At 62.3% G+C, this 26,755-nt stretch carries 27 protein-coding genes; 13 read left to right on the plus strand and 14 right to left on the minus strand.

Going from position 1 to position 26,755, the window contains the following annotated elements; genetic code table 11:
* The first annotated feature begins 73 nt into the window (after positions 1 to 73).
* The 8 genes from infB (at position 74) to ACT6VE_RS30980 (ending at position 10,621) form a co-directional block, all read left to right on the plus strand.
* Positions 74 to 2,752 (plus strand): translation initiation factor IF-2, encoded by a 2,679-nt coding sequence (gene infB, locus ACT6VE_RS30945; RefSeq protein WP_444802081.1) that lies wholly within the window; start codon positions 74 to 76, stop codon positions 2,750 to 2,752.
* Between the two features lie 72 nt (positions 2,753 to 2,824).
* Positions 2,825 to 3,235 carry a 30S ribosome-binding factor RbfA gene (rbfA, locus tag ACT6VE_RS30950; protein ID WP_444802082.1) on the plus strand — a complete coding sequence of 137 codons (411 nt, stop codon included), beginning with the start codon at positions 2,825 to 2,827 and terminating at the stop codon, positions 3,233 to 3,235.
* Between the two features lie 112 nt (positions 3,236 to 3,347).
* The gene (truB, locus tag ACT6VE_RS30955; RefSeq protein ID WP_444802083.1) at positions 3,348 to 4,283 is read left to right on the plus strand and encodes a tRNA pseudouridine(55) synthase TruB; all 936 of its coding nucleotides are present in this window, start codon (positions 3,348 to 3,350) and stop codon (positions 4,281 to 4,283) included.
* 226 nt (positions 4,284 to 4,509) lie between these two features.
* Positions 4,510 to 6,162, plus strand: coding sequence for a sensor histidine kinase (locus ACT6VE_RS30960; RefSeq protein ID WP_444802084.1), 1,653 nt, complete (start codon positions 4,510 to 4,512; stop codon positions 6,160 to 6,162).
* Between the two features lie 40 nt (positions 6,163 to 6,202).
* Entirely contained in the window at positions 6,203 to 6,541 is a 339-nt protein-coding gene (locus ACT6VE_RS30965; RefSeq protein WP_444802085.1) for an SH3 domain-containing protein, read from the plus strand.
* Positions 6,542 to 6,703: 162 nt separating this feature from the next.
* The gene (gene rpsO, locus ACT6VE_RS30970) at positions 6,704 to 6,973 is read left to right on the plus strand and encodes a 30S ribosomal protein S15 (RefSeq protein ID WP_069060022.1); all 270 of its coding nucleotides are present in this window, start codon (positions 6,704 to 6,706) and stop codon (positions 6,971 to 6,973) included.
* Positions 6,974 to 7,322: 349 nt separating this feature from the next.
* Positions 7,323 to 9,464, plus strand: coding sequence for a polyribonucleotide nucleotidyltransferase (gene pnp, locus ACT6VE_RS30975; RefSeq protein WP_444802086.1), 2,142 nt, complete (start codon positions 7,323 to 7,325; stop codon positions 9,462 to 9,464).
* Positions 9,465 to 9,604: 140 nt separating this feature from the next.
* Complete coding sequence (locus ACT6VE_RS30980) at positions 9,605 to 10,621, plus strand: class I SAM-dependent methyltransferase (RefSeq protein ID WP_444802087.1); 1,017 nt, start codon at positions 9,605 to 9,607, stop codon at positions 10,619 to 10,621.
* Positions 10,622 to 10,782: 161 nt separating this feature from the next.
* On the opposite strand, the gene ACT6VE_RS30985 is transcribed toward ACT6VE_RS30980, so the two are convergent.
* Complete coding sequence (locus tag ACT6VE_RS30985) at positions 10,783 to 11,241, minus strand: Lrp/AsnC family transcriptional regulator (RefSeq protein WP_444802088.1); 459 nt, start codon at positions 11,239 to 11,241, stop codon at positions 10,783 to 10,785.
* Between the two features lie 130 nt (positions 11,242 to 11,371).
* Here ACT6VE_RS30985 and ACT6VE_RS30990 point away from each other — a divergent pair, with 130 nt between their 5' ends.
* Both ACT6VE_RS30990 and ACT6VE_RS30995 read left to right on the plus strand, forming a co-directional pair.
* The gene (locus ACT6VE_RS30990; RefSeq protein ID WP_444802089.1) at positions 11,372 to 11,974 is read left to right on the plus strand and encodes a LysE family translocator; all 603 of its coding nucleotides are present in this window, start codon (positions 11,372 to 11,374) and stop codon (positions 11,972 to 11,974) included.
* A gap of 67 nt (positions 11,975 to 12,041) precedes the next feature.
* Complete coding sequence (locus ACT6VE_RS30995; protein ID WP_444802090.1) at positions 12,042 to 12,269, plus strand: hypothetical protein; 228 nt, start codon at positions 12,042 to 12,044, stop codon at positions 12,267 to 12,269.
* Between the two features lie 48 nt (positions 12,270 to 12,317).
* Here ACT6VE_RS30995 and fabI read toward each other — a convergent pair whose 3' ends face one another.
* The 3 genes from fabI to fabA all read right to left on the minus strand — a co-directional run bounded on the left by fabI (position 12,318) and on the right by fabA (position 14,948).
* Complete coding sequence (gene fabI / locus ACT6VE_RS31000; RefSeq protein WP_444802091.1) at positions 12,318 to 13,124, minus strand: enoyl-ACP reductase FabI; 807 nt, start codon at positions 13,122 to 13,124, stop codon at positions 12,318 to 12,320.
* 5 nt (positions 13,125 to 13,129) lie between these two features.
* Positions 13,130 to 14,353 carry a beta-ketoacyl-ACP synthase I gene (gene fabB, locus ACT6VE_RS31005; RefSeq protein ID WP_444802092.1) on the minus strand — a complete coding sequence of 408 codons (1,224 nt, stop codon included), beginning with the start codon at positions 14,351 to 14,353 and terminating at the stop codon, positions 13,130 to 13,132.
* A 79-nt stretch (positions 14,354 to 14,432) separates the two neighbouring features.
* On the minus strand, positions 14,433 to 14,948 hold the full coding sequence (gene fabA / locus ACT6VE_RS31010) for a 3-hydroxyacyl-[acyl-carrier-protein] dehydratase FabA (protein ID WP_444802093.1): 516 nt from the start codon (positions 14,946 to 14,948) through the stop codon (positions 14,433 to 14,435).
* A 313-nt stretch (positions 14,949 to 15,261) separates the two neighbouring features.
* Between fabA and irrA the strand changes: the two genes are divergently transcribed.
* Entirely contained in the window at positions 15,262 to 15,681 is a 420-nt protein-coding gene (gene irrA / locus ACT6VE_RS31015) for an iron response transcriptional regulator IrrA (RefSeq protein WP_444802094.1), read from the plus strand.
* 11 nt (positions 15,682 to 15,692) lie between these two features.
* On the opposite strand, the gene ACT6VE_RS31020 is transcribed toward irrA, so the two are convergent.
* Positions 15,693 to 16,325, minus strand: coding sequence for a trimeric intracellular cation channel family protein (locus ACT6VE_RS31020; RefSeq protein ID WP_444802095.1), 633 nt, complete (start codon positions 16,323 to 16,325; stop codon positions 15,693 to 15,695).
* Positions 16,326 to 16,474: 149 nt separating this feature from the next.
* On the opposite strand from ACT6VE_RS31020, the gene ACT6VE_RS31025 reads away from it, so the two are divergent.
* A complete protein-coding gene (locus tag ACT6VE_RS31025; RefSeq protein ID WP_444802096.1) occupies positions 16,475 to 16,948 on the plus strand; it encodes a hypothetical protein in 474 nt (157 codons plus the stop codon).
* A gap of 2 nt (positions 16,949 to 16,950) precedes the next feature.
* Here ACT6VE_RS31025 and ACT6VE_RS31030 read toward each other — a convergent pair whose 3' ends face one another.
* Positions 16,951 to 17,742 (minus strand): YdcF family protein, encoded by a 792-nt coding sequence (locus ACT6VE_RS31030; protein WP_444802097.1) that lies wholly within the window; start codon positions 17,740 to 17,742, stop codon positions 16,951 to 16,953.
* A 37-nt stretch (positions 17,743 to 17,779) separates the two neighbouring features.
* Positions 17,780 to 18,949, minus strand: a complete 1,170-nt coding sequence (locus tag ACT6VE_RS31035) for a TMEM43 family protein (RefSeq protein WP_444802098.1) — start codon at positions 18,947 to 18,949, stop codon at positions 17,780 to 17,782.
* Between the two features lie 171 nt (positions 18,950 to 19,120).
* Here ACT6VE_RS31035 and ACT6VE_RS31040 point away from each other — a divergent pair, with 171 nt between their 5' ends.
* Complete coding sequence (locus ACT6VE_RS31040) at positions 19,121 to 19,390, plus strand: DUF2934 domain-containing protein (RefSeq protein WP_444802099.1); 270 nt, start codon at positions 19,121 to 19,123, stop codon at positions 19,388 to 19,390.
* Between the two features lie 262 nt (positions 19,391 to 19,652).
* On the opposite strand, the gene ACT6VE_RS31045 is transcribed toward ACT6VE_RS31040, so the two are convergent.
* The 7 genes from ACT6VE_RS31045 to ACT6VE_RS31075 all read right to left on the minus strand — a co-directional run bounded on the left by ACT6VE_RS31045 (position 19,653) and on the right by ACT6VE_RS31075 (position 26,624).
* On the minus strand, positions 19,653 to 20,951 hold the full coding sequence (locus ACT6VE_RS31045) for a hypothetical protein (protein ID WP_444802100.1): 1,299 nt from the start codon (positions 20,949 to 20,951) through the stop codon (positions 19,653 to 19,655).
* A complete protein-coding gene (locus ACT6VE_RS31050; protein WP_444802101.1) occupies positions 20,944 to 21,702 on the minus strand; it encodes an ABC transporter ATP-binding protein in 759 nt (252 codons plus the stop codon). Before ACT6VE_RS31050 ends, ACT6VE_RS31045 begins: the two co-directional genes overlap by 8 nt.
* Positions 21,695 to 22,765 (minus strand): FecCD family ABC transporter permease, encoded by a 1,071-nt coding sequence (locus ACT6VE_RS31055; protein WP_444802102.1) that lies wholly within the window; start codon positions 22,763 to 22,765, stop codon positions 21,695 to 21,697. The genes ACT6VE_RS31050 and ACT6VE_RS31055 overlap by 8 nt, the downstream gene beginning before the upstream one ends.
* Positions 22,746 to 23,813, minus strand: a complete 1,068-nt coding sequence (locus tag ACT6VE_RS31060; protein ID WP_444802103.1) for an ABC transporter substrate-binding protein — start codon at positions 23,811 to 23,813, stop codon at positions 22,746 to 22,748. Before ACT6VE_RS31060 ends, ACT6VE_RS31055 begins: the two co-directional genes overlap by 20 nt.
* A gap of 315 nt (positions 23,814 to 24,128) precedes the next feature.
* The gene (locus ACT6VE_RS31065) at positions 24,129 to 25,352 is read right to left on the minus strand and encodes a DUF2325 domain-containing protein (protein WP_444802104.1); all 1,224 of its coding nucleotides are present in this window, start codon (positions 25,350 to 25,352) and stop codon (positions 24,129 to 24,131) included.
* 41 nt (positions 25,353 to 25,393) lie between these two features.
* Positions 25,394 to 25,840 carry an NUDIX hydrolase gene (locus tag ACT6VE_RS31070; protein ID WP_444802105.1) on the minus strand — a complete coding sequence of 149 codons (447 nt, stop codon included), beginning with the start codon at positions 25,838 to 25,840 and terminating at the stop codon, positions 25,394 to 25,396.
* A 520-nt stretch (positions 25,841 to 26,360) separates the two neighbouring features.
* Positions 26,361 to 26,624, minus strand: coding sequence for a hypothetical protein (locus tag ACT6VE_RS31075; RefSeq protein ID WP_444802106.1), 264 nt, complete (start codon positions 26,622 to 26,624; stop codon positions 26,361 to 26,363).
* Between the last annotated feature and the right edge of the window lie 131 nt (positions 26,625 to 26,755).

A 26,755-nucleotide genomic window follows, 5' to 3' on the forward strand; every position in this document is an offset into this window, starting at 1 on the left:
GCATTGGATGAACACAATTGAACGACAGGGCCTGGTGATACGCATCCGGCTCTGATCTTAGGAACGGAACGGAATGACCGACAACGAAGACGACAAGACGATCAGTGTGGCTGGCAAGAAGACCCTTAGCCTGAAGCCCTCGGGGGTTCAGCAGGGGACCGTGCGCCAGGACATGGGTCGTGGTCGCACCAAGGCCGTCGTGGTCGAGACCCGCACAAAGCGCCATTTCAGCCGCCCGGGAGACGAACGCCCGGCGCCGACACCTGTCGCGCCCGTGCAACGTGCACCCGAGCCGCAGCAGGCGCGCCCCGCGCAACAGCAGTCGCGTCCCGCGCAGCAGCAGTCGCGGCCTGCGCCGCAGCCGCAGCGTGTCGAGCAGAGCCGCCCGCGGGTCGGCGTTGTGCTGAACCAGCTTTCCCCGGATGAGGTCGAAGCCCGTCGTCGCGCGCTTGCTGAAGCGCAGATCCGCGACGCCGCCGAAGCCAAGCAGCGCATCGAGGACGAGGCCCGCCGCAAGGTGGAAGAAGAAGCCCGCCAGAAGGCCGAGGCAGAAGCGCGCCTTATCCGCGAGAAGGAAGAGGCCGAACGTCGTGCCACAGAGGCCGCCGCTCCCGCTCCCGTCGTGGAAGAGGTTGTCGCGCAGCCGGTTGCCGCAAGGCCGGCCGCTGTCGAGACCCGTCCGCAACCCGCGCGCACGCCGCCGGCTGCAACGCCGACACCCATTGCCGGTCGCGGTCGCCGCGAAACGGAAGCAGAAGAGGCCGCCCGTCCGCGTGGTGGCGCTCCTGTCAACCGTGGCAAGGTCGTGCGTCCGGAACCTGCAAAGGTTCCCGCCCGGCCGAAGACCGATGACGGTCGCCGCCAGGGCAAGCTGACGCTGACGACGGCCTCGACCGACGAGGACGCCTCGCAGCGCGGCCGTTCGCTGGCCGCCATGCGTCGCCGCCAGGAAAAGTTCAAGCGCAGCCAGATGCAGGAGACCCGTGAAAAGGTCATGCGCGAGGTTGTCCTGCCGGAAACCATCACCATTCAGGAACTGTCGCAGCGCATGTCCGAACGGGCTGTCGATGTCATCAAGTTCCTGATGAAGGAAGGCCAGATGATGAAGCCGGGCGACGTCATCGACGCCGATCTGGCCGAACTGATTGCCGTCGAATTCGGCCATACCGTCCGTCGCGTTTCCGAGTCCGATGTTGAAGAAGGCATCTTCAACGTCGCCGACGACGAAGGCGAGATGGTGTCGCGTCCGCCGGTCGTCACGATCATGGGTCACGTCGACCACGGCAAGACCTCGCTGCTCGACGCCATTCGCAAGACCAGCGTTGTTTCGGGCGAGGCCGGTGGCATCACCCAGCATATCGGCGCCTACCAGGTCGAGCACAACGGCCAGAAGATCACCTTCATCGACACCCCCGGTCACGCCGCCTTTACGGCCATGCGTGCCCGTGGTGCGCAGGCGACGGATATTGCGATCCTCGTGGTCGCAGCCGACGACAGCGTGATGCCGCAGACGATCGAATCGATCAACCACGCCAAGGCGGCCGGCGTGCCGATCATCGTGGCGATCAACAAGGTCGACAAGCACGAAGCTGATCCGCAGAAGGTGCGCAACCAGCTGCTGCAGCATGAAGTGTTCGTGGAAACCATGGGCGGTGAAGTGCTCGACGTCGAAGTTTCGGCCAAGACCGGCCTGAACCTCGACAAGCTGCTGGAAGCCGTTCTCCTTCAGGCCGAAATTCTCGACCTCAAGGCTGACGTCGCCCGCACAGCCGAAGGCACCGTCATCGAAGCCCAGCTCGATCGTGGTCGCGGTTCCGTTGCAACCGTTCTCGTTCAGAAGGGCACTCTGCGCCCGGGCCAGATCATTGTTGCCGGCGACCAGTGGGGCCGTGTCCGCGCGCTCGTCAACGACAAGGGCGATCACGTCAAGGAAGCCGGTCCGGCCATGCCGGTCGAAATCCTCGGTCTTTCGGGCACGCCATCTGCCGGTGATCGTTTCGCGGTCGTCGAAAACGAAAGCCGTGCACGCGAAATCTCGGAATACCGTCAGCGTCTCGCTCGCGACAAGGCCGTTGCCCGTCAGACGGGTCAGCGCGGCTCTCTCGAGCAGATGATGAACCAGCTGCAGAACACCGGCATGAAAGAATTCCCGCTGCTCATCAAGGGCGACGTGCAGGGTTCGATCGAAGCTATCATCGGTGCTCTCGACAAGCTGGGCACGGACGAAGTTCGCGCCCGCATCGTTCACTCGGGTGCCGGTGGTATCACGGAGTCCGATATCTCGCTCGCCGAAGCCTCGAACGCGGCCATCATCGGCTTCAACGTTCGTGCCAATGTGCAGGCACGCCAGGCGGCCGAACGGGCCGGCATCGAAATCCGCTACTACAACATCATCTACGATCTGGTGGATGACGTGAAGGCAGCGATGTCGGGCCTGCTCTCGCCGGAACGTCGCGAAACCTTCCTCGGCAATGCCGAAATCCTCGAGGTGTTCAACATCACGAAGGTTGGCAAGGTCGCAGGTTGCCGTGTCATCGAAGGCAAGGTCGAGCGTGGTGCCGGTGTGCGCCTCGTTCGCGACAACGTGGTCATCCACGAAGGCAAGCTCAAGACGCTCAAGCGCTTCAAGGACGAAGTCGCCGAAGTGCCGATGGGCCAGGAATGCGGTATGGCCTTCGAAAACTACGAAGACATTCGCGCCGGCGACACGATCGAGTGCTTCCGCGTGGAGCACATCACCCGTACGCTGTAAGCGTCCGGAGATCCCAATATCGTGCGAGCGCCGGACCTTTTCGGCGCTCGTATTTTTTTGAAGGTGACCACCATGGCAAGAGCAACATCCTCAGCGCCGTCGCAACGCATGCTGCGCATAGCCGAGCAGGTGCGCGCGGCGATCACCCAGGTCCTTCAGCGCGGCGAGGTTCGCGATTCGCTGATCGAGAAGACTGTGATTTCCATCTCGGAAGTCCGCATGTCGACCGATCTGAGACACGCAACGGCCTATGTAACGCCGCTCGGCGTCAAGGATCATGACGCGGTGATCGAGGCGCTTAACCGCAACGCAAAATTCATCCGCGGCCGTCTCGGCCCGCATCTTCGCCAGATGAAGTATATGCCGGACGTGCGCTTCCTCGACGATACGAGTTTCGACAATTACAAGAAGATTGACGAACTCCTGCGCTCGCCGGAAGTCGCGCGTGATCTTGCCGCTGATGACGGCGAAGACGACAAGTAATTCCAGCAAACGTACGTAGCGGTTTCGCGCGTCACGAATTGCGTACAACAAATAGATAGAGCAGGTGAGCGAGCGACTGCGAGCACACCCGCCCTGATAATTCAGGAACATGATGTCCAAGCCACGCAAACCCAAGGGCCGGCCGATTTCCGGCTGGCTGATCCTCGACAAGCCGTTCGATTTCGGCTCAACCGAAGCCGTTGCCAAGATCAAGTGGCTGCTCAAGGCCCAGAAGGCCGGTCATGCCGGTACGCTCGATCCGCTCGCCTCCGGCATGCTGCCGATCGCGCTCGGCGACGCGACCAAGACGGTGCCCTATGTCATGGACGGCCGGAAGATCTATGTTTTCACGGTCACGTGGGGCGAAGAGCGCACGACGGACGACCTTGAAGGCGAGGCCACCCAGAGCTCCGACACACGACCGACGGCGGATGCGATCAAGGCGATCCTCGGCGAATATACCGGCGTCATCCAGCAGATCCCGCCGCAGTTTTCTGCAATCAAGATCGATGGCGCGCGTGCCTACGATCTCGCCCGCGAAGGGGAAGTTGTCGAAATCCCGGCGCGCGAGGTGGTAATCCATCGCCTGGAGCTGATCGACTGCCCGGACGAAAACACGGCGGAATTCGAGGTCGAATGCGGCAAGGGCACCTATGTGCGCGCGCTTGCCCGCGATTTCGGTCGCCAGCTCGGCTGCTATGGACACATTTCAGGGCTGCGCCGCACGTTCGTCGCGCCTTTCGGTGAAGACGACATGGTGCCGCTGGCAGACCTGGTGGCGCTGGAACAGATCGAGGACGAGGCCGAGCGGCTGGCAGCCCTCGATGCGTTCCTGATCGACACCGGCGAAGCGCTTTCCAGCCTGCCGCAGATCGTCATCAATGACGACCAGGCGCACCGGCTGCGCATGGGCAATCCCATCATCCTGCGCGGCCGTGATGCACCGGTCGAGGCGGACGAGGCCTATGCAACGGCACATGGGAAACTGGTGGCGATCGGCGAGATCGGCGGCGGCGAATTCCGGCCGAAGCGGGTCTTCGGGGGCTAATTTTGACGGGGCGGAACCAATCGCTGCCGACTTGATTTCACCACAAGCTACAGGCTTTATGGGCCTGCGAGGTTCGCTTGAACGCGGGCCGGGCGGCGCTTTGCCGTTACGGCCGCCTTCGGGCGAAGGGTGAAAGGACTGGCCATTGAGGATTGCGCCGACTGACAGAACGGTGTCCGCCGAGGATTTGGGCGGAGGCACCGGGCCCGTCCAGAGCCGCCGGCGCATGCATCATCCGGTGGTCTTCTATCTCGTCTGTCTTATCCTCGTCATCGTCATCCCCGCCTTCCTCTTCTCGATCGTCGTGCTGAAACGCACCACCGAGGCGCAGGAGCGCATCTTCGAGTCGCTGCTGCGAACGTCTACGAGTGCCGTCAACCGCGCGGTCGAGCGCGAAATCGCCGGCATGTTCTCGACGCTGAATTTCCTGTCGACGTCGGACGGTCTTCAGAAGGGCGACTATGCTGCGCTGCATGGGCAGGCGAGCAAGGCGCTGGAAGGCACGGATATCTATTTCCTCGTCATCGATCAGACGATGCATCAGCTTCTCAACACGCGCGTGCCCTACGGCACGCCGCTCAACATGGCGTCCGAGCCGGTGTCTGCCGGTCTGGCGCTGGCGCGTGGCGAACGCATGGTCTCCGATATCTTCTTCGGCAAGACGGCGCAGCAATGGGTGTTCAACGTCTACCAGCCGATGGAGCTCGCAGACGGCAGGCGCGTTCTCCTGACGCTGACGAAGAACGCCGAGGCGCTGCGGCGAGCGGTCAATCCGGACATCCTTTCCCCCGGCTGGAATGCCGCCGTGCTCGACAGCAAGGGAACGGTCATCGTCTCGACGGACGATAAGCAGAAGGCGGGCGAAACTTTCTTCCTGCGTGTCGTGCCGTCGCTACGCCTCGGGGTCAGCCCGATGCGGCAGGGCGGCGTCGACTATCAGGTCGTGACCGAATTTTCTTCGCTCGCCGGCTGGCGCATGATCGCCTGGGCGAAGTCGTCGGACGTACAGGCGCCCGCTGTTTCCTCCTTGCTGTGGCTGACGATTGGCGGGGTGGTTTTTGCCCTTCTCGCTGCCGCCAGCGCCGTCGGCATCGCTCGCGTCCTGTCGCGGGACGTCCGCCTGCTCGCATCCGACGCCCGCCGGCTCGGCCATGGCGAACGGATCGCGACGCGTCCCTATGCCATCTCCGAACTCGAAACGGTGTCGCGGGCTCTGTCGGAGGCCGCGGATGCGCGCGTCAAATCGGAAAACGAAGTGCGCTTCCTGATGCGCGAGGTGGCGCACCGTTCGAAGAACCAGCTCACCGTCATCCAGGCAATGTTGAACCAGTCAGCGGCGGGCGCGGAAAATGCGGGCGACTTTGCCGAGGCATTCCGCAAGCGCGTCGCCGGCCTCGCCCGCTCGACGGACCTGATGATCGCCAATGCGACCCAGGGCGTGAACCTTGCGGAGCTTGCCAAGAACCAGTTGAAGCCCTTCACGCCCGACGATGCGACACGCGTGCGCATTTCCGGCCCCGCGGTGTTGCTCGACCCGCAGGCCTCGCAGACGCTCGGCATGGCGCTGCACGAACTATCCACAAATGCCACGAAATACGGTGCACTCGCCAACGAAGCCGGCATTGTTTCGCTAAGCTGGGTCACGTTCGGGGAGGACCTGAACCTCGTCTGGCGTGAAAGCCAAGTAACGATCGACAGGCAAGCCATCGCTGCAAGCCGCAAGGGTTTTGGCAGCGTGGTGCTGGAGCGCATGCTCGGCATGGCGCTTGATGCCAAGCTGGAGTTCATCGTGCACGACGACGGCATCGAATGGCGAGTGACGATCCCGCTTGACCGGCTGCGCGACGAGGACGTGCATCAAAAGGGTGTCACTGAATGACGGGCTCGATCCTTTCCAGGCATATTAACGGGTGCATTTCATGACGTCCTTTCTGCGTATGCTTGCCGTGTCGGCCTGCCTTTCCGTCGCCTTTGCCTTCCCTTCGGCTTTCGCTGCCGGAAACGGCCAGTGCCTCGTGGACGACCCGACCGGCACGGCGCTCAACGTGCGTTCCGCACCGAACGGGACGATCCTGATGACGCTGGCCAACGGCACGGCCGTCGAGGTTGTCGACGAGATGCGGATTGGCACGAAACACTGGCTTTTCGTCGCGCGGCAGGGAGAGCGGCTCGGCTGGATCTTCGGCGCCTACGTCGTCTGCAAGCAGGCCGGCGATACGCGCGAGGCCGCACCGAGCCAGCCGGCGGAGCAGCGCTAGGCCCGCAGGAGAGGCCTGCAATGAGGGCCCTTCCCTTTCATAAGGGAATGGTTTATAGGCACCGCCAGCAATGGGAGCTTACGCTTCCTTGCCTTCACGGCCATCGCTGGACGACATCCCGGCTTTTGGCGTCCTCGTTCTCCATTCCTGAAAGGACACACGATGTCGATTACTGCTGAGCGCAAGGCTGCGCTGATGAAAGAATACGCAACTGTCGAAGGCGACACCGGTTCCCCGGAAATCCAGGTTGCGATCCTGACCGAGCGCATCAACAACCTGACCGGCCACTTCAAGGACCACAAGAAGGACAACCACTCCCGTCGTGGCCTTCTGACCATGGTCTCCACCCGTCGCTCGCTTCTTGACTACCTCAAGAAGAAGAACGAATCCCGTTACAGCAAGCTGATTGCTGCCCTGGGCATTCGCCGCTAAACAATTCCGGCGGGCGTTCTTCGTGAGCGCCCGCCGCTTTCTTTCGCGGAAGAGAATTCCGCCAGATCGTTTTGCCTGTGCCGGTTGCGACCGCCTCGTGAAACGGGATTCTCCAGCAGGCCGGATGCGCCGGTCCTGCGGAACCAACCGATGACCTGTCATGGGGCAGGATTGCAGGATGCTTCAGGCGCGCGCCTGTCGTCGGCCGGGCTCAAAAAGCCTTCGCCCGCAGAGATCGCGAGCCACCCTCGGAAGCTTCCCGTTGTCTTGCCCATGATGCGTCATGAAAGCGGATAGACCACCTGCGCCCTACGGCGGCGGTGCGCGTATCCGCCAAGAAGGATCACACATGTTCGATACCCATACGGTTGAAATCGAATGGGCCGGCCGCCCGCTCAAGCTGGAAACCGGCAAGATCGCCCGTCAGGCTGACGGCGCCGTTCTCGCGACCTACGGCGAAACCGTTGTTCTCGCCACCGTCGTTTCCGCCAAGTCGCCGAAGCCGGGCCAGGATTTCTTCCCGCTCACCGTCAACTACCAGGAAAAGACCTACGCCGCCGGCAAGATCCCGGGTGGCTACTTCAAGCGCGAAGGCCGTCCGTCGGAAAAGGAAACGCTGGTTTCCCGCCTGATCGACCGTCCGATCCGCCCGCTCTTCCCGGAAGGCTACAAGAACGACACGCAGGTTGTCGTCACCGTCATCCAGCATGACCTCGAAAACGATCCCGACGTCCTGTCGATGGTCGCCGCTTCGGCAGCCCTCACGATTTCCGGCATTCCCTTCATGGGCCCGGTCGGCGGCGCACGCGTCGGCTACATCAATGGCGAATATGTCCTGAACCCGCATCTCGACGAGATGACCGAGTCCGTTCTCGACCTCGTCGTTGCCGGCACGCAGGACGCCGTCCTGATGGTCGAATCCGAAGCCAAGGAACTGAACGAAGACGTCATGCTCGGCGCCGTCATGTTCGGCCACAAGGGCTTCCAGCCGGTCATCGACGCGATCATCAAGCTCGCCGAAGTTGCCGCCAAGGAACCGCGCGATTTCAACCCGGAAGATCATTCCGCGCTTGAAGCCGAAATGCTCGGCATTGCCGAAGCCGAACTTCGTGTTGCCTACAAGAACACCCAGAAGGCTGAGCGCTACGCTGCCGTCGACGCCGTCAAGGCCAAGGTGAAGGCACACTTCTTCCCGGAAGGCGCTGAGCCGAAGTACACGAATGAAGTCATCGGCGCGGTGTTCAAGCACCTGCAGGCCAAGATCGTTCGCTGGAACATCCTCGACACCAAGAGCCGCATCGACGGTCGCGATCTGGACACCGTTCGTGCGATCGTGTCGGAAGTCGGTATCCTGCCGCGTACCCACGGCTCGGCCCTGTTCACCCGCGGTGAAACGCAGGCGATCGTCGTTGCCACGCTCGGCACCGGCGAAGACGAGCAGTATGTCGACAGCCTGACCGGCATGTACAAGGAACGCTTCCTGCTGCACTACAACTTCCCGCCCTACTCGGTCGGTGAAACGGGTCGCATGGGCTCCCCGGGCCGCCGCGAAATCGGCCACGGCAAGCTCGCCTGGCGCGCTATCCGCCCGATGCTGCCGACGGCGGAACAGTTCCCCTACACGCTGCGCGTCGTTTCCGAGATCACCGAGTCGAACGGTTCGTCCTCGATGGCCACGGTTTGCGGCACCTCGCTTGCCCTGATGGATGCCGGCGTTCCGCTGGCAAAGCCGGTTGCCGGTATCGCCATGGGCCTCATCCTCGAAGGCGAGCGCTTTGCGGTTCTCTCCGACATCCTCGGCGACGAAGACCACCTCGGCGACATGGACTTCAAGGTTGCCGGCACCGCTGACGGCATCACCTCGCTGCAGATGGACATCAAGATCGCCGGTATCACCGAAGAGATCATGAAGGTCGCGCTCAGCCAGGCGCAGGGCGGCCGCAAGCACATCCTCGGCGAGATGGCCAATGCCATCACCGAAGGCCGCTCGCAGCTCGGCGAATTCGCACCGCGCATCGAAGTCATGAACATCCCGGTCGACAAGATCCGTGAAGTCATCGGCACGGGCGGCAAGGTCATCCGCGAAATCGTCGAAAAGACCGGCGCCAAGATCAACATCGAAGACGACGGCACGATCAAGATCGCGTCCTCCTCCGGCAAGGAAATCGAAGCGGCCCGCAAGTGGATCCACTCGATCGTCGCTGAACCGGAAGTCGGCATGATCTACGAAGGCACGGTCGTCAAGACCGCCGACTTCGGCGCCTTCGTCAACTTCTTCGGCCCGCGCGACGGCCTCGTGCACATCTCGCAGCTCGCTCAGGAGCGCGTTGCCAAGACCTCTGACGTCGTCAAGGAAGGCGACAAGGTCTGGGTCAAGCTGATGGGCTTCGACGAGCGCGGTAAGGTTCGCCTCTCCATGAAGGTCGTCGACCAGGCGACCGGCAAGGAAGTCGCTGCCGACAAGAAGGGCGACGGCGAAGCCGCCGAGTAACCCTACCCTTACGCATCGAGGGGGCGCGGAGCGGCACGTTCCGCGCCCCTTTTCTTTGATCGACCCTTGTTTTTTCGCAATCCCGGACGCAAAACCGCTTCACACTTTTGCTGGAATTGCTTCCCCGCCGAAAGCCCACCATGACCCGCGACGCCCTGAAAACCCTGTTCCATCCCTTTGCCTCCGGCACGCTCGGCATGCCGGGCGAGGACGAACGTTACCTCTTCCTCGGCGCAGAGGCCGGCCAGCGCCCGCCGGAAGGTTTTGCGGCGACGCTCGATGCCGTGCAGCCGCTGCGTTCGCTGTACCGCGGGCTCGAGGCCGTGCGCGTGCCGGTCAAGCCGGTCGTTGAGGGCGAGGATTATGATGGCGCGCTCATCCTGATCAACAAGCACAAGGGCGAGAACGAGAACCGCATTGCCGAGGCGCTGCGCCGCGTGCGCACGGGCGGCATCATCGTCGTTGCCGGCGGCAAGGAAGACGGCGTCCAGTCCATGCGCAAGCGCCTGGACCAGTTGGGTCTCACCGGCGACTACATGCCGAAGTATCACGGCCTTGCTATCTGGTTCGCGCGTCCGGAAGACCCGGCTGAGGCGATTGCCAAGCTTGCGGCAAAGCCGGTGCGCATCGTTGGCCGCTTCACCGCCGCTCCCGGCATGTTCTCGCATGACCGCATCGACGACGGCTCCGAACTGCTCGCGACCCGCATTCCGGAAGATTTCCATGGTCATGCCGCCGATTTCGGCGCCGGCTGGGGCTACCTCTCTGTGATGCTCGGTTCCCGCGCGCCGCAGGTGAAGGGCATCGATCTGTTCGAGGCGCATTACGATGCGCTGGAAGCCGCCAAGGAGAACATGGCGGAGAACTGCCCGAACATTCCGGCCCGTTTCTACTGGTTCGACCTGACGACGGAGACGCCGCGCGATCATTACGACCTCATCGTCATGAACCCGCCCTTCCATGAAGGCCAGGCGACCGATCACGGCCTGGGTGGCGCGATGATCCAAGCGGCGGCGAAGGCGCTCAAGTCCGGCGGCCGCCTGCTGATGGTTGCCAATCGCGGCCTGCCCTACGAGCCGGTGCTCAAGGAAGCCTTCAAGGAAAGCGGCGAAGTCTGCCGCAATGCGCGCTTCAAGGTGCTGTGGGGCAAGCGCTAAAGCATGTCGCGCAAAAGTGCGTAGCGGTTTTGCGAAAACGACATTCGAAAAATCAAGGAGCTAAAGCGCAAGGAGCGAATCTGAAAGATCGCGACGCGCTTTAGGCTTTCCCCAGCCGCATTTCTACGACGCCGCGTGGATGCCCACGCGGCTGCAAATGCTCACAGCGGCAGCGCAAAGGTCTGCTTGATCGTCTCGCTCGGTACGTCCGTCTTGACGGTCTGGATGCCGTTCCTGCGAGTGAGGTTCGCCGCCTGAAAGCGGCGATAGTCGGCGAGATCCGAGACGACGACGCGCAGCAGTGCGTCGCTCTCGCCGAGCATGATGTAACACTCCACCACCTCCGGCAGCCGCTTCATTGCCGCGATGAACTGGTCGATCGTCTCGGCATCCTGCGCGGTCAGCGAGACGCGGGCGAACATGGAAAGCTGCAGGCCCACCTTCGCCTGATCGACGACCGCGACATAGCGGCTGATAACGCCAGCATCCTCCAGCAGCTTGACCCGGCGCAGGCAGGGCGAGGGTGACAGCCCGACGCGTCTTGCCAGCTCGATATTCTGCATCCGGCCGTCCTGCTGGAGTTCGCGAAGAATGCGGCGGTCTATGTCGTCGAGCTGCATTGGAATCCTCACGATCGTTCAAGCCAGTCATCGGTATCGAATGCCAAACTCTTTCCCAAGGCTGGCATCTTGGCAACCCCGTTGCGCCGGTGGTTGGCTAGGCTGTCCCGGTTTAGATGAGGAGAGCGACATGGATTGGGCTTGGGTTCTGGCAGCAACGGGCTTTGCCTTCGCCATGGCGGGCACGCCGGGGCCGAACAACACGATGGTCACCGCGTCCGGGGCGAATTACGGTTTTCGTCGCACACTTCCCGTCGCGACCGGCATGGGCATCGGCGTCTCCGTCATAATCTTCATTGTTGCGGCGGCGGGTGGATCGATCGTCTCCGATGCCAGGGTCCATCTCGTGCTGAAATGGCTGGGCGTCGCCTATCTTCTCTGGCTGGCCTGGCGCATCGCCAATGCGGCACCCGCTGGGTTCATTGCGCAGAGCGGCAGACAACGGCCATTCACCTTCATCGAGGGCGCGCTGCTGCAGCTCGTCAATCCGAAGCTCTGGGTGATGGTGGCAGGCGCGGTTGTGACCTATGGCAGTGGCAGTGCCGGAGATCTCTCCGTTCCCACCGCCTTCGCCGCCATCTTCGGCGGTGCGACCGTTGCCAGCACCGTGGCCTGGACCTGGGTCGGCGTAGGAGCGTCACGCTTCATCAAAAGCGAGCGCAGCCTGAAACGCTTCAATCAGGCTATGGCGCTGCTGCTGGTGCTTTCCCTCGTACCGGTCGTGCTCGAATAGGAGCCGATTGCCATTTCACCGAAAGAGGTCCACCATCGCCGAACTGTTCCCGTTCAGGAGACCCGTAATGGCTTTTGGACCAGCAAGACCGCCGATCACGGAAGATGTGGCGGAAGTCATCGCCAAGGATGTGAAGGAAGGGGAGGGGCATACGCCGACCTCCGAGGTGCCGCTCGCCTTTTTGCGGCGCAGCACTGCCGGCATAAAGCCGGAAATGAACAGCCGTGTCCGCACGCTGTTCCTCAGCATTCTCGCCGCCCTGATTCTGCTCGTCGTCGTGCTGATGGCGCTTTGAGCGCGGAAGGAAATGGCGCGAAGCGTTTCGGCTTCGCGCGCGCAATTCCTATTCGCTGTCGGCCTTAGCCAGGCGCTCCAGTGTCGGCATGGAAGTGATATTGTAGCCGGAATCCACATAGTGGATCTCGCCGGTAACGCCGCTCGACAGGTCGGAGAGCAGGTATAGCGCCGAATTGCCGACGTCCTCGATGGTCACGGTGCGGCGTAGCGGTGCGTTCTTCTGCTGCCAGGAGAGCATGGCGCGGGCGTCGGAAATGCCGGCGCCGGCCAGTGTGCGGATCGGGCCTGCCGAAATCGCGTTGACGCGGATACCTTGCGGACCGTAGTCGCCAGCGAGGTAGCGCACGGAAGCTTCCAGCGCCGCCTTGGCAACGCCCATGACGTTGTAGTTCGGCATGATGCGCACCGAGCCGCCATAGGTCAGCGTCAGCATCGCGCCGCCGTCGGTCATCAGGTCTGCCGCGCGCTTGGCGATCTCCGTAAACGAGAAGCAGGAGATGACCATCGTGCGCGAGAAATTGTCGCGCGAGGTGTCGGCGTAGAGGCCTTTCAGCTCGCTCTTGTCGGAAAAGCCGATGGCGTGCACGACGAAATCGAGCTTGCCCCACTTCTCCTTGATCGCTTCGATCGTGGCATCGACCGATGCGATATCCTCGACGTCGCAGGGAATGACGAAATCGGATCCAAGCTCGGCGGCAAGCGGCTTCACGCGCTTGCCGAGAGCTTCGCCCTGATAGGTGAAGGCAAGTTCCGCACCCTGAGCCGCGAGCTTCTGGGCGATGCCCCAGGCAATAGAATGGTTGTTCGCGACCCCCATGATGAGGCCGCGCTTGCCGTTCATGATCCCCGTCATGCCCGTCATCCGTTATGGCGCTGGAAGACCAGCGTGGCGTTGGTGCCGCCGAAGCCGAACGAGTTGGAGAGAACCGTGTCGATCTTGGCATTGTCGATGCGCTTGCGAACGATCGGCACACCGTCGAATTCCGGGTCCAGTTCGGTGATGTGGGCGCTTTCGCCGATGAAGCCGGCCTGCATCATCAGCAGGCCATAGATCGATTCCTGCACGCCGGCAGCACCCAGCGAATGGCCGGTGAGCGATTTGGTCGACTGGATGTGCGGGATCTTGTCGCCGAACACTTCGCGGATGGCGCCGATTTCCTTCGAATCGCCGACGGGCGTCGAGGTGCCGTGCGTATTGATGTAATCGACCTCGCCCTTCACGGTGGCGAGCGCCTGACGCATGCAGCGCGCAGCGCCTTCGCCCGACGGGGCGACCATGTCATAGCCGTCAGAGGTCGCGCCGTAGCCGACGATTTCGGCGTAGATCTTGGCGCCGCGGGCCTTGGCATGTTCCAGCTCTTCGAGAACCAGGACGCCAGCACCGCCGGCGATGACGAAACCGTCACGGCTGACGTCATAGGCGCGCGAAGCGGTCGACGGCGTCTCGTTGTACTTGGAAGACATGGCGCCCATGGCGTCGAAGAGGTTCGACATCGTCCAGTCGAGATCCTCGTGGCCGCCGGCGAACATGATGTCCTGCTTGCCCCACTGGATCATTTCCGCGGCATTGCCGATGCAGTGCGCCGAGGTCGAGCAGGCCGACGAGATCGAATAGTTGACGCCGTGAATCTTGAACCAGGTGGCGAGCGTCGCGGATGCCGTGGAGGACATCGCCTTCGGCACGGCAAACGGGCCGATGCGCTTCGGCGAATTGTTCTTCAGCGTGATCTCGGCCGCTTCGATCAGCGTGCGGGTGGAGGGGCCGCCCGAGCCCATGATGATGCCGGTGCGCGGATTGGCGGAATAGCTCGCCTCCTCCAGGCCGGAATCGGCGATCGCCTGCTTCATGGCGACGTGGTTCCACGAACCGCCCTGCGAGAGGAAGCGGGCCGCGCGACGATCGACGAGTTCGCTCGTGTCGATGTTCGGCGCGCCCCAGACCTGGCACTTGAAGCCGTGGTCCGCGAAATCCTGGCTGAAGCTGATGCCGGAGCGCGCATCGCGCAGCGACTGCGTCACTTCGTCAGCATTGTTCCCGATGGAGGATACGATCCCCAGACCCGTGACAACAACCCGTCTCATGATTCCTGACCTTTTCTAGAACGTCTCATTGTGAAGGCGGCATGGCGCCACCTTCAGGCTTCCGGCGGCCATCGCCGCCTTAGGCTGCCTTGTCCTTCGACAAGCCAACCCGCAGGTCGGTCGCCTGATAGATAGTCTCGCCGTCGGCCTTCAGCCAGCCGTCCGCCGTGCCGAGCACGAGGCGCCCGCGCATGACACGTTTGAAGTCGATGCCATATTCGAGGAGTTTTGTTTCCGGGCGGATCATGCCCTTGAATTTCACTTCGCCGGTGGACAGCGCCATGCCGCGGCCGGGCTCACCCAGCCAGCCGAGGAAGAAGCCGGTCAGCTGCCACATGCCGTCGAGGCCGAGGCAGCCCGGCATGATCGGGTTGCCCTGGAAATGACAGGGAAAATACCAGTCGTCGGGGCGCACGTCGTATTCGGCGCGGATATAGCCCTTGTCGAAGGCGCCGCCGGTTTCGGAAATGTCGGTGATGCGGTGGACCATCAGCATGGGCGGCAGAGGAAGCTGGGCATTGCCGGGGCCGAACAGCTCACCGCGGCCGCAGCGCAGAATTTCCTCATAGTTGTAGCTGGATTGCCTGGTCGTCATCGAATGTCTCATCCCCGGTCTGAATACGCTTTGTAAGCGTTAGATTTAGAGAAGGTGCGGCACGAATTGAAGCACCCGGTCCTCCCCTTTTTGTCGTCTCACCCGTTTCGAGCGAGACGTTATTTCAGCAGTCCGCATACATGATGCTTGCCGTTACAGCCAGTGCAAAGTGGTGCGCTGAAAGCAAAGAGCCCGGTTTTCCGCATGTTGCACGCCATTCAAGTGCCGCAATCCTATTGAATCCCGGCGCTGCTAAAGTTATATCGAAACGTCAACATTGTTGTTCAAGGCCAGACAAGCGGATCCGTCACCCATGACGCATACACACGAGATGCCCATCGAAGAGCGCTTGCGCCACTGCGGCCTGCGCCCGACGCGCCAGCGCGTGGCACTCGCCGACCTGCTGTTCGCCAAGGGCGACCGTCATCTGACGGTCGAGGAACTGCACGAGGAGGCCGTCACCGCCGGCGTCCCGGTCTCGCTTGCAACCGTCTACAACACGCTGCACCAGTTCACCGAAGCGGGCATGATCCGCGTGCTGGCGGTGGAAAGCTCGAAGACCTATTTCGACACCAATGTTTCCGACCACCACCACTTCTTCGTCGAGGGCGAGAACCGCGTGCTCGACATTCCGGTAAGCAGCATCGCAATCGGCAATCTGCCGGAGCCGCCGGAAGGCATGGAAATCGCGCATGTCGATGTGATCATCCGCCTGCGCCCGCGCAAGGGCTGAGAGCCCTTCCTTTACATCACATCATCCGGATGCCGCCCCGGCCGCGGCCGGTAGACCGGAAAGCGCCAGCCGAATCGCAGGGCCCCACCGCGCACGATGAAGGCGGCGGCGATGCCGATAGCCGACGCGATCCAGAGCGGCACGCCCGCCGCGCTCGCCGCCGTGAAGGCCGCCGCACCAATCAGCGCAGCCGTGACGTAGACTTCGGGACGCAGCAGCACCGATGGTTCTCCGGCCAGCAAGTCCCGTATGATCCCGCCACAGCTCGCCGTCAGCACCCCGGTGGTGATCGCGACGGTCGGCGATCCGGTCGCGGCAAGGCCTTTCGCAGCCCCCATGACACAATAGGCGGAGACGCCCATCGCATCGAGCCAGAGCAGCAGGCGGTAACGTGACTCGATGCGGTGAGCGAGCACGAAGACCAGAAGCGCGACGACCACGCAGACGATGAGATAGGTCGGTTTCACCACCCAGAACACGGGAGCTGCGAGGATGACATCGCGGAACGTGCCGCCGCCGATGCCGGTCGCCGCGGCCAGGAACAGGAAGCCAATGATATCGAGTTGTTTGCGCGAGGCGGAAAGCGCACCAGTGGCGGCAAAGACGGCGACGCCCGTATAATCGAGCAATTCCAGGATCGGCACGCTTCCCCTCCTTGTGAGCTTTTCGCAGCCCAAGCCTCGCGACAGCTTTGCCGCGCTAGAGTGCGCGCCCACAGGTCCGGGTAGAATCAGGCAGCGCGCCGGCTCGTCCGCATAATGACCGAATCGTCTGCCATGGAAAGGTTTGAGAGATGGCCATCCGCATCAGAATCCTTGCGCTCCTCTCCGCCGCGCTCGTTTCCACCATCCTGCCAGCCCGCGCGGCAGAAATCTTTCCCGATGCGCAGGCGGTCGTGAAGGCCGAAGTCGCCAAGCGCTGCAAGACGGCGATCTACGGCGAGGATTTCGCCGAAAACGTCGATTTCAACAATGACAGGCTTGTCGACGCGATCTTCAATCTCGGCGCGGTCAATTGCGATGGCGTGCCCGGCGGCCTCTGTGGCAATGTCGGCTGCCCGCACGAATTCTACATCCAGGTCGCCGAGGGCGGCTATTTCCTTGCGGCCAACGCCGACCTCTACGGCTACGAGATGAAACAGCGCTACGGCAACAAGGTGCTGGAATTGAAAGCCAATGCCGCAAGCTGTGGACGTGACGATTCGGAATACTGCGTCATGACGATCCGCGTGCGCGGCGCCCAGTTCGACACGATTTCCAAAAAATAGGCCTATTCCGGGAAGAGCGCGTGCGTGCGACCCGCAAAATAATAGAGCAGCAGCCCCGTCCACTCCCTGAGCGCCGTCGTCGTCAACTGGCTGTTGGTCGACGGCTGGGTGAAGTCGAGCGCGAGACTGGCCCGGCCCGTCGTGCGAAAATCCGTCGGCCAGGGCAGAACATCGAGCCCGAATTTGCGGAAAAGGCCGACCGAGCGCGGCATATGGAAGGCTGAGGTCACCAGCAGGCAACGGTCAAGGCCGTTCTCCGTGAGAAGCGCCTTGGTGTTTTCGACATTCTCGAAGGTGGTGCGTGAGTCCGTCTCGCGGATCAACCGGTCGGCGGGCACGCCGAAGGCCTCGAAGAAGCGCGTCGCGACAACCGCGTCACCCTCATAGCTGCCGCTGAACGAGCCGTCGCCACCGGAAATCAGGATGCGCGCTGCCGGGAACTCCCGGGCGAGACGTAGGGTCTCGATGAAGCGGTCGCCGGCCTGGTTCATCTCGAAGCCGCCACGGGCCGCGATCACCTCCGCCTCCACGCCGCCGCCAAGCATGATGACGCAGCCCGGCCCGCCGGCCGGCAGCTCCGCCCGCGGAATGCGATCCTCCAGCACCTGCAGCAGCACCGAGCCGGTCGTGGTGAAGAGCGTCAGGAAGAGGATGAGCGCGGCAGTGACGCTCGCCCCTGTCCGAAGGCGGTTCCACTTCAAAAGCCCGACCAGCAAGCCAAAGACGAGAAGCAGCAGTGCGAGCGAGAGTGGCTGGGCCGCGAGCCAGAAGATCTTCGAGGCGTAGTAGGACACGCGTTACCCGCTGTTCGTTATCATGCCGCCGTCAACGTCAGGCCCGTCCAAGCGCCGGTGCTGCCGCCTTGCCGCGCCGCAGATAGAGGATGCCTGCCGCAAGCGCAATGCCGATGGCGAGAACCGCTATGGCAATGAACGGACGATAGGCGATCCAGGCAATGGCGATGACCGCCGGGCCGATCAGCAAGGTGAGGATGAGGGCAATCGCCGACGTGCCGAAGTTGACGATCGAGCCGAGGAAGGGGATGACGTCGGCAATCACGCCCAGGATCGACAGGATGAAGGCGAAGCCGACGAAGATGCCGATGAGGCCGCCGGCGCGCACGAGCCAGGTGATCAGCGCGTTCTCGCTCTGCGCCGCATCGAACATTGCGGCCGCATCGACGAGGCCTGCATCGCTGAGGAACAGATCGCGCCCGTTCGTCGTCTTGTAAGGCGTAATCCCGCTGCCGCGCTGGGCGCCGACGAAACTTGCCTCGGCAATGTCGGAGCGCTCGAAGCGGATGCGGATGTCGCCGATCTGCGGGTCCTCGGGATTGAAGGAGAAGATGGCCTGGCCGGCGATCGTCGAAACGGGCTTGCCGAGCGTCACGGCCTCGCCCATCCGGTTCGCTTCGATGGCGGTCAGCGGCACAGGCCGCTCCTCGCCGAGACGGGCGACCGCGCGACCATCGATGCTGAAGGCACCGATGGTCGCGGAAGCGACCGGGAAGCTCGCATCGTCGATCGGCTTTTGCGGATTGTCATGGCCCGACTGGCGGAAATTGCTGGAGTTGATTTCGCTTTGCTTCCATTCCTTTTGGTAGGAATAGGTGGTGACGGTTTCCTCGCTGCCGCCGAGCTGCTTGCGCGTCTCCGACTTCGAGGTCTCCACCCACTGGTACATCTCGACGATGCGCTCGAGACCGGCCGCGCCTTCAGCCGAAATACCGAGCACGTCGTCTTCCGGCACGCCGACCGGCTTCACCGGCCCCGAAATATGCACCAGCTTGCCGTCGTTGCCTGGGTCGACGCTGCCATTCTCGACCGAGACGACCAGCCCCGCGCCCTCGACGAGCGCGCGATAGGTCTTTACCGAGCGGCCCTCGTTCCAGAAGAGAAGCCAGATGCAGGCAATGAGAAGAATGAAGCCGATCACGATCTTGATCAGCGCGCCCTTCAGCCTGGAGAACCAGGAGGTGGTCGTCGTTTCCGTAAAGCTCATGATGTCCCCCGACAAAGCGTGCGTTCTAGCCTGAGACGCCCGGCAGGCCATGCTTATTCGCGGTTCCCGAACTGTGCAAGCGGGGATATGATGGCCGACAGGCGAAGGACGGGGTGGCGGAACATCTCACCCCGCCAGTCGTTTGTTGCAGGAATGGAAGGGAGCACGTCTATGACCGACGATCGCAACGAGAAAATCCGCAAACGCGCCCACGCACTCTGGCTGCAGGAAGGCCAGCCGGACGGCAAGCCCGACGACCACTGGTATCAGGCCGAACGCGAAATCGACCAGGGTGAAGGCGAGATCGAAGGCGACGATGTCCCAAACCTCGCAGCACTCCGCGAAGCCGCCCGCCAGCACAACGATGTATTCCTGGTGAAGACTGATCTTGAAGATGCCGACCAGCGTGAGGCGACGCCGGGCATGCGCGAACAGCCGTAGCGCTTTTGCACTCTGCGGGTTGTCTTTCCTGAAAAAAGATTGGTGGCAGTTGGAACTGCAGATCGAGCGCTTCCGATGATGGAATTCCTGTTTTCAGGATTTTTACATCAAAGTTGACGGTTCTGATGATTCTGGAGTGGCGATCGCTTCGATCCGACCTAAAACGCGTCGTGATCTTTCAGATTCTTTCCTCGCGCTTTTGGTCCTTGATCTTTCGCATGTCGTTGGCGCAAAGCCGAAGCACACTTTAGCGCGACATGCTTTAGAACAGCAGTTCGCCGAGCGTAAGCCTTCGAAGCGCGACGGCGACATTGGCGACGAGTGCCTCCTTGTTCGGGCCGTGGTCCGGATAGCGGGTCATGTTGTCGCCGTTGTGCATGAAGACGTAGCCGCCTCGGCCGGTCACCGTCGGATACTGCCAGATCCAGTCCGCCGGTTTCGGGTCTGTCGCAGAGCCGACATCGGTCAGCCAGATCGCTCCGGGAGGTGGATCGCTCCATCCGCGGGCATACTGGCCGAAAACTCCCTGCCAGCCGTCGAAATCCTCTCCAAGGTCGCTGAAGATCCCGAACCGGTCCTCGCGAACACGAACCTTGATGTTGGTGAAGGGGCGCGGCGAAACGGCGTGGAACGGCGCCATGAAGGGCAGCCACGGCTGGCATGGTTCCGCGCAGATGATGAGGTTTCCACCCCATTCCAGAAACGCGAGAAGATCCGCAGCCCGGCGCTTCAGGAAGAATTCGTCATGACTACTGGGTATGTAGAGCGTGTCCGTCGTTCCCAAAAGCTCGGGACCAAGTTCATAGAGTGGTGCGAATCGGGGTTCGAATCCCCGCTGCCTGAGGCTTTCCTCGATCCATTCGGGGTGCCACTCCGAGGCTACATGCGAGCATTGCAGGTAGGTGAAGCGGTTTCTCGCCGGCCGCTCGATGCCGAGTTCGCGGTTCAGCCAGGGATAGAAGGATTGCAAAAAGCGCGTGGTCGCCGGCATGAAACGCTGGCCGTTATGCGAGTGCGGGTCGAGCGTCGCCAGCATCAGCCGTCCACCGCCCGGCAGCGACGGAAAGTCGAGGAACAGGCTGCCGACGCCATCCTCGATCTCGACGATGGAGCGCGCGCCGGCCGGAACGTTGTAGGAGCCGCCCCAATGCCAGCTCATATGTGACAGCGGCATGCTTTCGGTGATCGGGTGGTGCGGCTCGGAAAGCCTGACCTCCAGCTTTTCGCCTTTTGTCCACCACAGCCAGTCGCGGCAGTTTCCGGGCGTCCACGCCAACCCCGGAATGTCGAGCCAGTCGGCATGGCCTTGCAGGCAGACGACGAGAAAACCACCGCCCTGCAGATAGGCGTTCAGCTGCTGCGCATGGGCAAGCGGCGCCTCCGCATCCATGGCATCCGGCATGATCACGGCCGCGTAGACGGACAGATCGACCTTCGGCAGGTCGTGGATATAGATGAGGTCATCGATGTAGTGCCGGAAATCCTGGAAACTTCTGAGCTGCCAGCTGTTACCCCAGTGGATATAGGCGATGCCTTTCCCGGTCATGGTTGCGTCAGCCATCGTGATTTACTCTATCGTGACGGAACACCGGGGCGTAGGTATGCTTGGCCAACCCGGCGAAATCCGCACGCGCGACCGGCAGGTCGTAGAGGACCGTCAGGTTTTCGGCGCTTAGTGCGTCGGCTGTCGGTCCGCAGACATAGCTGCTTTCGCTCGACATCAGTAGAACATCGCTGGCGATCTCCACCGCGTGCTGCGGCATATGTGTGGAAAAGACGATCGTCATGTCGTGAGCTTCGCGCAGGTGCTCCAGCAAGCTCAGAACCTTGTTCTGGTTCTTATAGTCGAGCGCCGCGCAGGGCTCATCGAGCACCAGCAACTCGCATTCCGATGCGAGCGCCTGCGCGATCATCACGAGCTGTCGCTGGCCGCCGCTCAGCGAATTGAAGGCCTGTGGCTCCAGATCCTCGATGGCGAGCATGCGGAAGTAGTGCCGCACAATCTCGTAGTCCCGCCGTCCAGGCGCGCCGAACAGGCCGAGGTGACGGCCTCGTCCCATCAGGACGATGTCGAGCGCGGAATAGGAAAACGGCACTTCAAACAGCTGTGGCACGAAGCCTACCTGCCCGCCGATCCGAAGCCGCCCGGACTTCGGCTTTATGACGCCGATCAGGGTGTTGATAAGGGTGGTCTTGCCGACCCCGTTGGCACCGAGCACGGCCAAGGTCCGTCCACGCGCGAGGCTCAGGCTGTAGCCCTGCAGGATGGTCCTGCCGCCGCGCTCGATGATGAGATCGTTTGCCTCAATCACTGGACCATCCTCCCTTCGCATGCAGGCGGCGCAGGACTACTGCAAAGACGGGAACGCCGATCAGCGCGGTGATGATGCCAAGCGGGATTTCAGCGGTTGTCACGGTGCGCGCCAGATTGTCGACCATCAGCAGGTAGATCGCGCCGAGAACACCGGATACCGGCAGCAGCCGCTGGTGATCGGCGCCGACGAGCGCGCGGGCGACATGCGGAATGACGAGGCCGACCCAGCCGATGATGCCCGAGGTCGCGACCACGCCCGCCGAGATGAGCGCAGAGGCGATCAGGATGATCCATTGCACCAGTACGACCCGGGTGCCGAGCGCGCGTGCCTTCTCCTCACCGAGCGACAGGATGTTGATCTGGAAGCGCAGAAGATAAATGGCTACGGCCGAGGGCACCACCGCCACGGCGACCAGTAGCACATCCAGATAGTTGCTGGAGGCTATGCTACCCATCAGCCAGTAGGTGATGGCGGGCAGCTTCTGGAAAGGATCGGCCAGCAGCTTGGCAATGGAGATCGCAGCCGAAAAGAAGGCCGATATGACCACACCCGCCAGAACCAGCGTCAGCATGCTCGTGCGACCCCGAACGGTCGACAGCAGTTTGACGAGAAACACGCTGCCGATGCCGAAGACGAACGCCATGGCCAACAGGATATAGCCCTGCAATCCGAGCAGGATCGCAAGGGTCCCGCCGAAGCCGGCGCCGGACGTCACGCCGATGATGCCTGGATCCACCAGCGGATTGCGAAACAGCCCCTGAAGGGCGGCGCCTGAAACGGAGAGGCCGAAGCCGACGATGATGGCCACCATGATGCGCGGCAGACGGACCTGTTCGACGACGACTTCGAGCACCGGGTCCCAATAGGGAATGACCAGCGGATGGATATTGTCGATCAGGATATAGGCGACGTCTTGTACCGACAGGTCATAACGCCCGATCGTCACCGAATAGAGGACGACGACGACCAGCAGACAGATGAGGGCCGGCAGGACGGAAACCGAAGCCAGTTTCCGGCCGGCCCAGCCCGTTTGCTGCGCCTTAGCCGAAGAGGTCGACATACTTGTCCGCCGGCGCGTTGCTTTCGGATTCGAGGATGGCCTTGACCTGATCGTCCGTCAGCTTGGCACCGTAGAGCAGCTCATAGACGCCAGCGATCTGCTTCCTGAACTCCGGTGCGTAGTCGGCGCCGTGGGCAATGGCCGCCAACCATTCAGAGGTCAGGAAGATTTCCGGCGCATCGGGCGTGCGGGCGAAGACCGGCTGCTTGTAGACGCGCTTGTCCTTGACCGCCTTCAGGCTCGACAGAACTGGATTGTCGAAGAAATCCTTGGGGTTGAGGTCGTCGGCATAGGCCGGGATGACGATGATGTCGGGGTTCCAGACGAGCAGCTGTTCAAAATCGACGGTGCGCCACCATTCGCCGGTATTGTCGGCCGCCGGATTGCTGACGCCGCTGAGCGCGAGGTTCTGCGAGCCGTTGGCGATAACCTGGATCTGGTCAGCCACCTTGTCGATGTGAAGCACCTTGGGAAGGGCGGACGTATCGAGCTTCGCGACCTTGCCGTCGAGTGTCTTCAACGTGTCGGTCTGTGCCTTCAGGATCGCCTGGGCGCGGTCGTTGCGACCCGTCATGTAGCCGGTCAGGGTGAGGTAGTCGAGCCGGTCCTGCTCCGTGCAGCACTGCCAGCCGACGACCGTGAGGCCGACGCGCTCCAGCGGCTCGATGAGCTTTTCGTCATGGGCCCACTGGATCACTGCGTCCGGCTTCTGCGCTAGGATCGCCTCGACATTCGGCACGAAGCCGTCCTGGGCGGCGCTGGCCTCGATCTTCGCCATTTCCGGCAGCATTTCCGCATAGATGCCCTTGGCGAAGTAACGCACCAGCGAATCCTTGTTCATGCCTGCGATATTGTCCGCCTTGGCATCGATCGAGCGGTAGATGATCGGCGCGGACCGGACGATCGTGACGACGCGCTCCGGCGGCTTTGCGAAGGTGATCGTCTTACCCCGGTGATCGACAAACGAACTCTCGGCATGGAGGGCGCCAGGCAGGAGAAGAAAAAGCGAAAACACCAATTTTGGCAATGGCTTGAGGCGGCAGGACATGGAGCGTTCCCTTGGCTGGCGCGCTGGTGTCTTGTGAGGAAGCATCGGCGCGATGATTTCATGAGTTAACTAGTCAAGTTAACTGGTCATGTCCAGAGTGTTTGAGGTGCCGCGGGACGGTTTTGGGGCAATTGTGCGCCGAGGCAAGCGCCAGCGCCAATGCGTTTCAGGCCGAGACTGCAAGGGGTCAGCCCATGCCCGGGACTTTCCAGAAAGAGGCGGATATCCTCGGGTATCGCCGATCCGCATCGAACGTCGTCAACGAGCTGCCTGGCATATCGGCGATGTCGAGGCAGCATGCCATCCTTTGACGTTCTATGGTCTGCCGTAGGCGCCGCCAGCACCGGTGATGGCGGCGAGGAAGCTCGCAAGCCCGGCTGAGCGCAGTGGCAGGTACTGTTTGCCCTGCTCGCGGCACAGGCGTTTCACCAGGCCGACGGCGGTGTGGCTGATGTGGTCGACCGGAAAAAGGATCGTCGCTGCCTGTCCGACGAGCGCAGGCAAAAGCGTCGTGCTGTCTTCCATGCCGCCATCATGAAGGAGGAGGCCGACCTTGCGGTCTTCCGCGCAAGCCCGCAGATGGTCGAAGAGATTGCGGCGCCCGCCGACATAAAGCACCGGCCCGTCAAGGTGCGCAGGTGTGTGGTTGAGGCCTGCCTTGAGATGCGCAGCAATCGCCGCTTCGAGGGCCTCATTCTCCCGCAGGACCGCGTGATTGAGATCCCGCAACTGTTCCAGTTCGCGTTGCAGGGCGCCGCATTTCTCCTCTGAAGCGGCGAGGTGATGTGAAATGGCATCGTCGCGGCTCGCCCCCGCCTTTGCGCTGCCGGATTGGCCGGCTTCGATACATGCTCGCGGCGTGGATAATGCTACGACCGCCTCCGCCTGGATGGCCCGTTCCTCGACCTGCCGGAGGCGCCTTTGCAAGCCGATGCGCTCCTCGGCGGCCGCCTTTAGGCGCGTCTCCTGCCGGGCGGTTCTGTCCCGGGCCTGTTCGAGTTCCTTTTCCAACCGGGTCAGCCGGGCGATATCGAGACGGCTGGCGCTGCCAACGAGGTGGGACAGCATGTGGACTTCGCCGAAGATATCGCGGAGCAGGGCCGCCGGGCTTGCCGGACTGCTCATCAGTGCCCAGTAGGGGCCGGCAATGTCGCCGCGGTCGAAGGATTCCCGCCAGATGGCGCGAAGCTCCTCCTCGTCCGCCTGGCGGGGAATGCGCTTGACGCTACTCTCGTGGCGCTTGTCGAGCGCCTTGTTGAGGAGCTTGGCCGCCTGATCCCGCTGGCCGGCGAGGCGGACGCCGCGGCCGTGCAGGGTATGGTCCGTCGCCAGGCGCGCATCGTCCTGGCCGGCCTTGAGGAGGGCCTGGCGAAGCTCGCCTGTCGTCAGGCAAGTCCCGACGATCGAGCAGTGGAACGTGGACGGAATATCCCAGGTACGTAGCCGGTGTGCACCGATCCTGGGTGCACTGCCATCCGGCCGCGTTGCAAAAGGCGGGAGGGGGGCGCCGTGGGATCTGAGACGGGGCAATGTGGGCATGGGAGTTCCGATCTGTAGATATGTTGCTGGCGAACCCGCGCTTACGCGGCCGTTGTCGCCACGCTTTGCTGAAGGTCCATGCCGAAACGCATTTGCCAGTAGAGAGTGAGGATGTGATCGCGTGTCAGGGGCGCGAGCGGCAGTGCCGGGGCTTCCTGGAGCGGTACCCAGATCGCCTCTTCTATTTCGACCGCCGGCGTGATGATCTCATCGTGTAGCTGGATCCGGAAGACGTGGGCCACGACCAGGTGGTCCGGCACGTTCGCCGCGTCCGCCTCGAAGCAGCCGAAGGGCGTCATGCGTGAAGGCGAGATCTTCAGGCCAAGTTCCTCGTGGAGTTTCCGGGCAAGTGTCGCCTTCGGCGTTTCGGCACCCTCGATCTTCCCGCCGCTTTGCAAGTAGACCGGCATGCCCCGCTTTCGAACGAGGAGTGTGTCGCCATTGTCCCGGAGGATCAGCGCGACGGTGACCCGGATTTCTCCACGCATATCGTTCTCCAGCAGGGCGTCCGCAAACGAAAACCGTCTTGAACCGCCAAACCGCGAAGGTGCTTTCCTTCCGCGGTTAAATCCATTTCGTTATATTTATATAAACATAACGAAATGGGAAGGCATGTGTTGATCAAGCATTGTCAATTTCGGCTGGGAATCGGTTCCGGCTCATATTTTCTGCTGTTTGAGCGGACGCCGTTTGCTGATTGAGTGGAGAATCAGCGGATGTGCCAGTCATTGCAGCGCGCGAGCCTCGCGCCGGAAGGCTCTGCAGTCGATGCGATCAAGGTTGGCGGAGCGGACGTCCAGATCCGGCTGTGATCACGTCAGCCCATTGGCGGTCGATCCGGCTGATGGGCCGAAGCGAGGGCGAAGCGGTGTTGCACGATGCTCATCTCTGCCGGTAATGATTCCAGCCCCGCCGGAGGTTTTTGGGCGGGCAGATTAAATCAGCGGGGAGCATTTTTTGGGCAGATGCGCTTGGATCATAGCGCCGTCATTTGCTGCGCGTGCCGAGCTACATTGACGCCATGTCATCCAAGAGGTTCTGCGCCAGCTCGCTGATCGCCACTTCCGCTTCTTCCTGCGTCCACCCGGCCGCTTCGGCGCGTCTTGTCAGGCCCAGCAAAACTGGCGGCAGTTTGCCGCCAGCGGTCTCCGCGACGTCCTCTGGCGTCAACTCCGTTGCAAGCTCAAGGAAGACTGGTTCGAGAGCTTCCTGGCAAGCAATGTCCCTGTCAGGGTAAGGCCCCGCACTGCGCGGTTTGTTCAATTTCAACATGGGACTCTCATCTTATGCCGCGTTCTACCGGAGCGGCTAAGCAGCATTCGCCGGCAAGGCATGCGTCCTGTCAACGTTCATGGCAATCATCGCGTTATTCTTTCAGGCTCGCACCAGGCAGCGAGCAGAAC

The organism is Shinella sp. (assembly GCF_052438155.1).
In the GTDB taxonomy this organism is placed as follows: Bacteria; Pseudomonadota; Alphaproteobacteria; order Rhizobiales; family Rhizobiaceae; genus Shinella.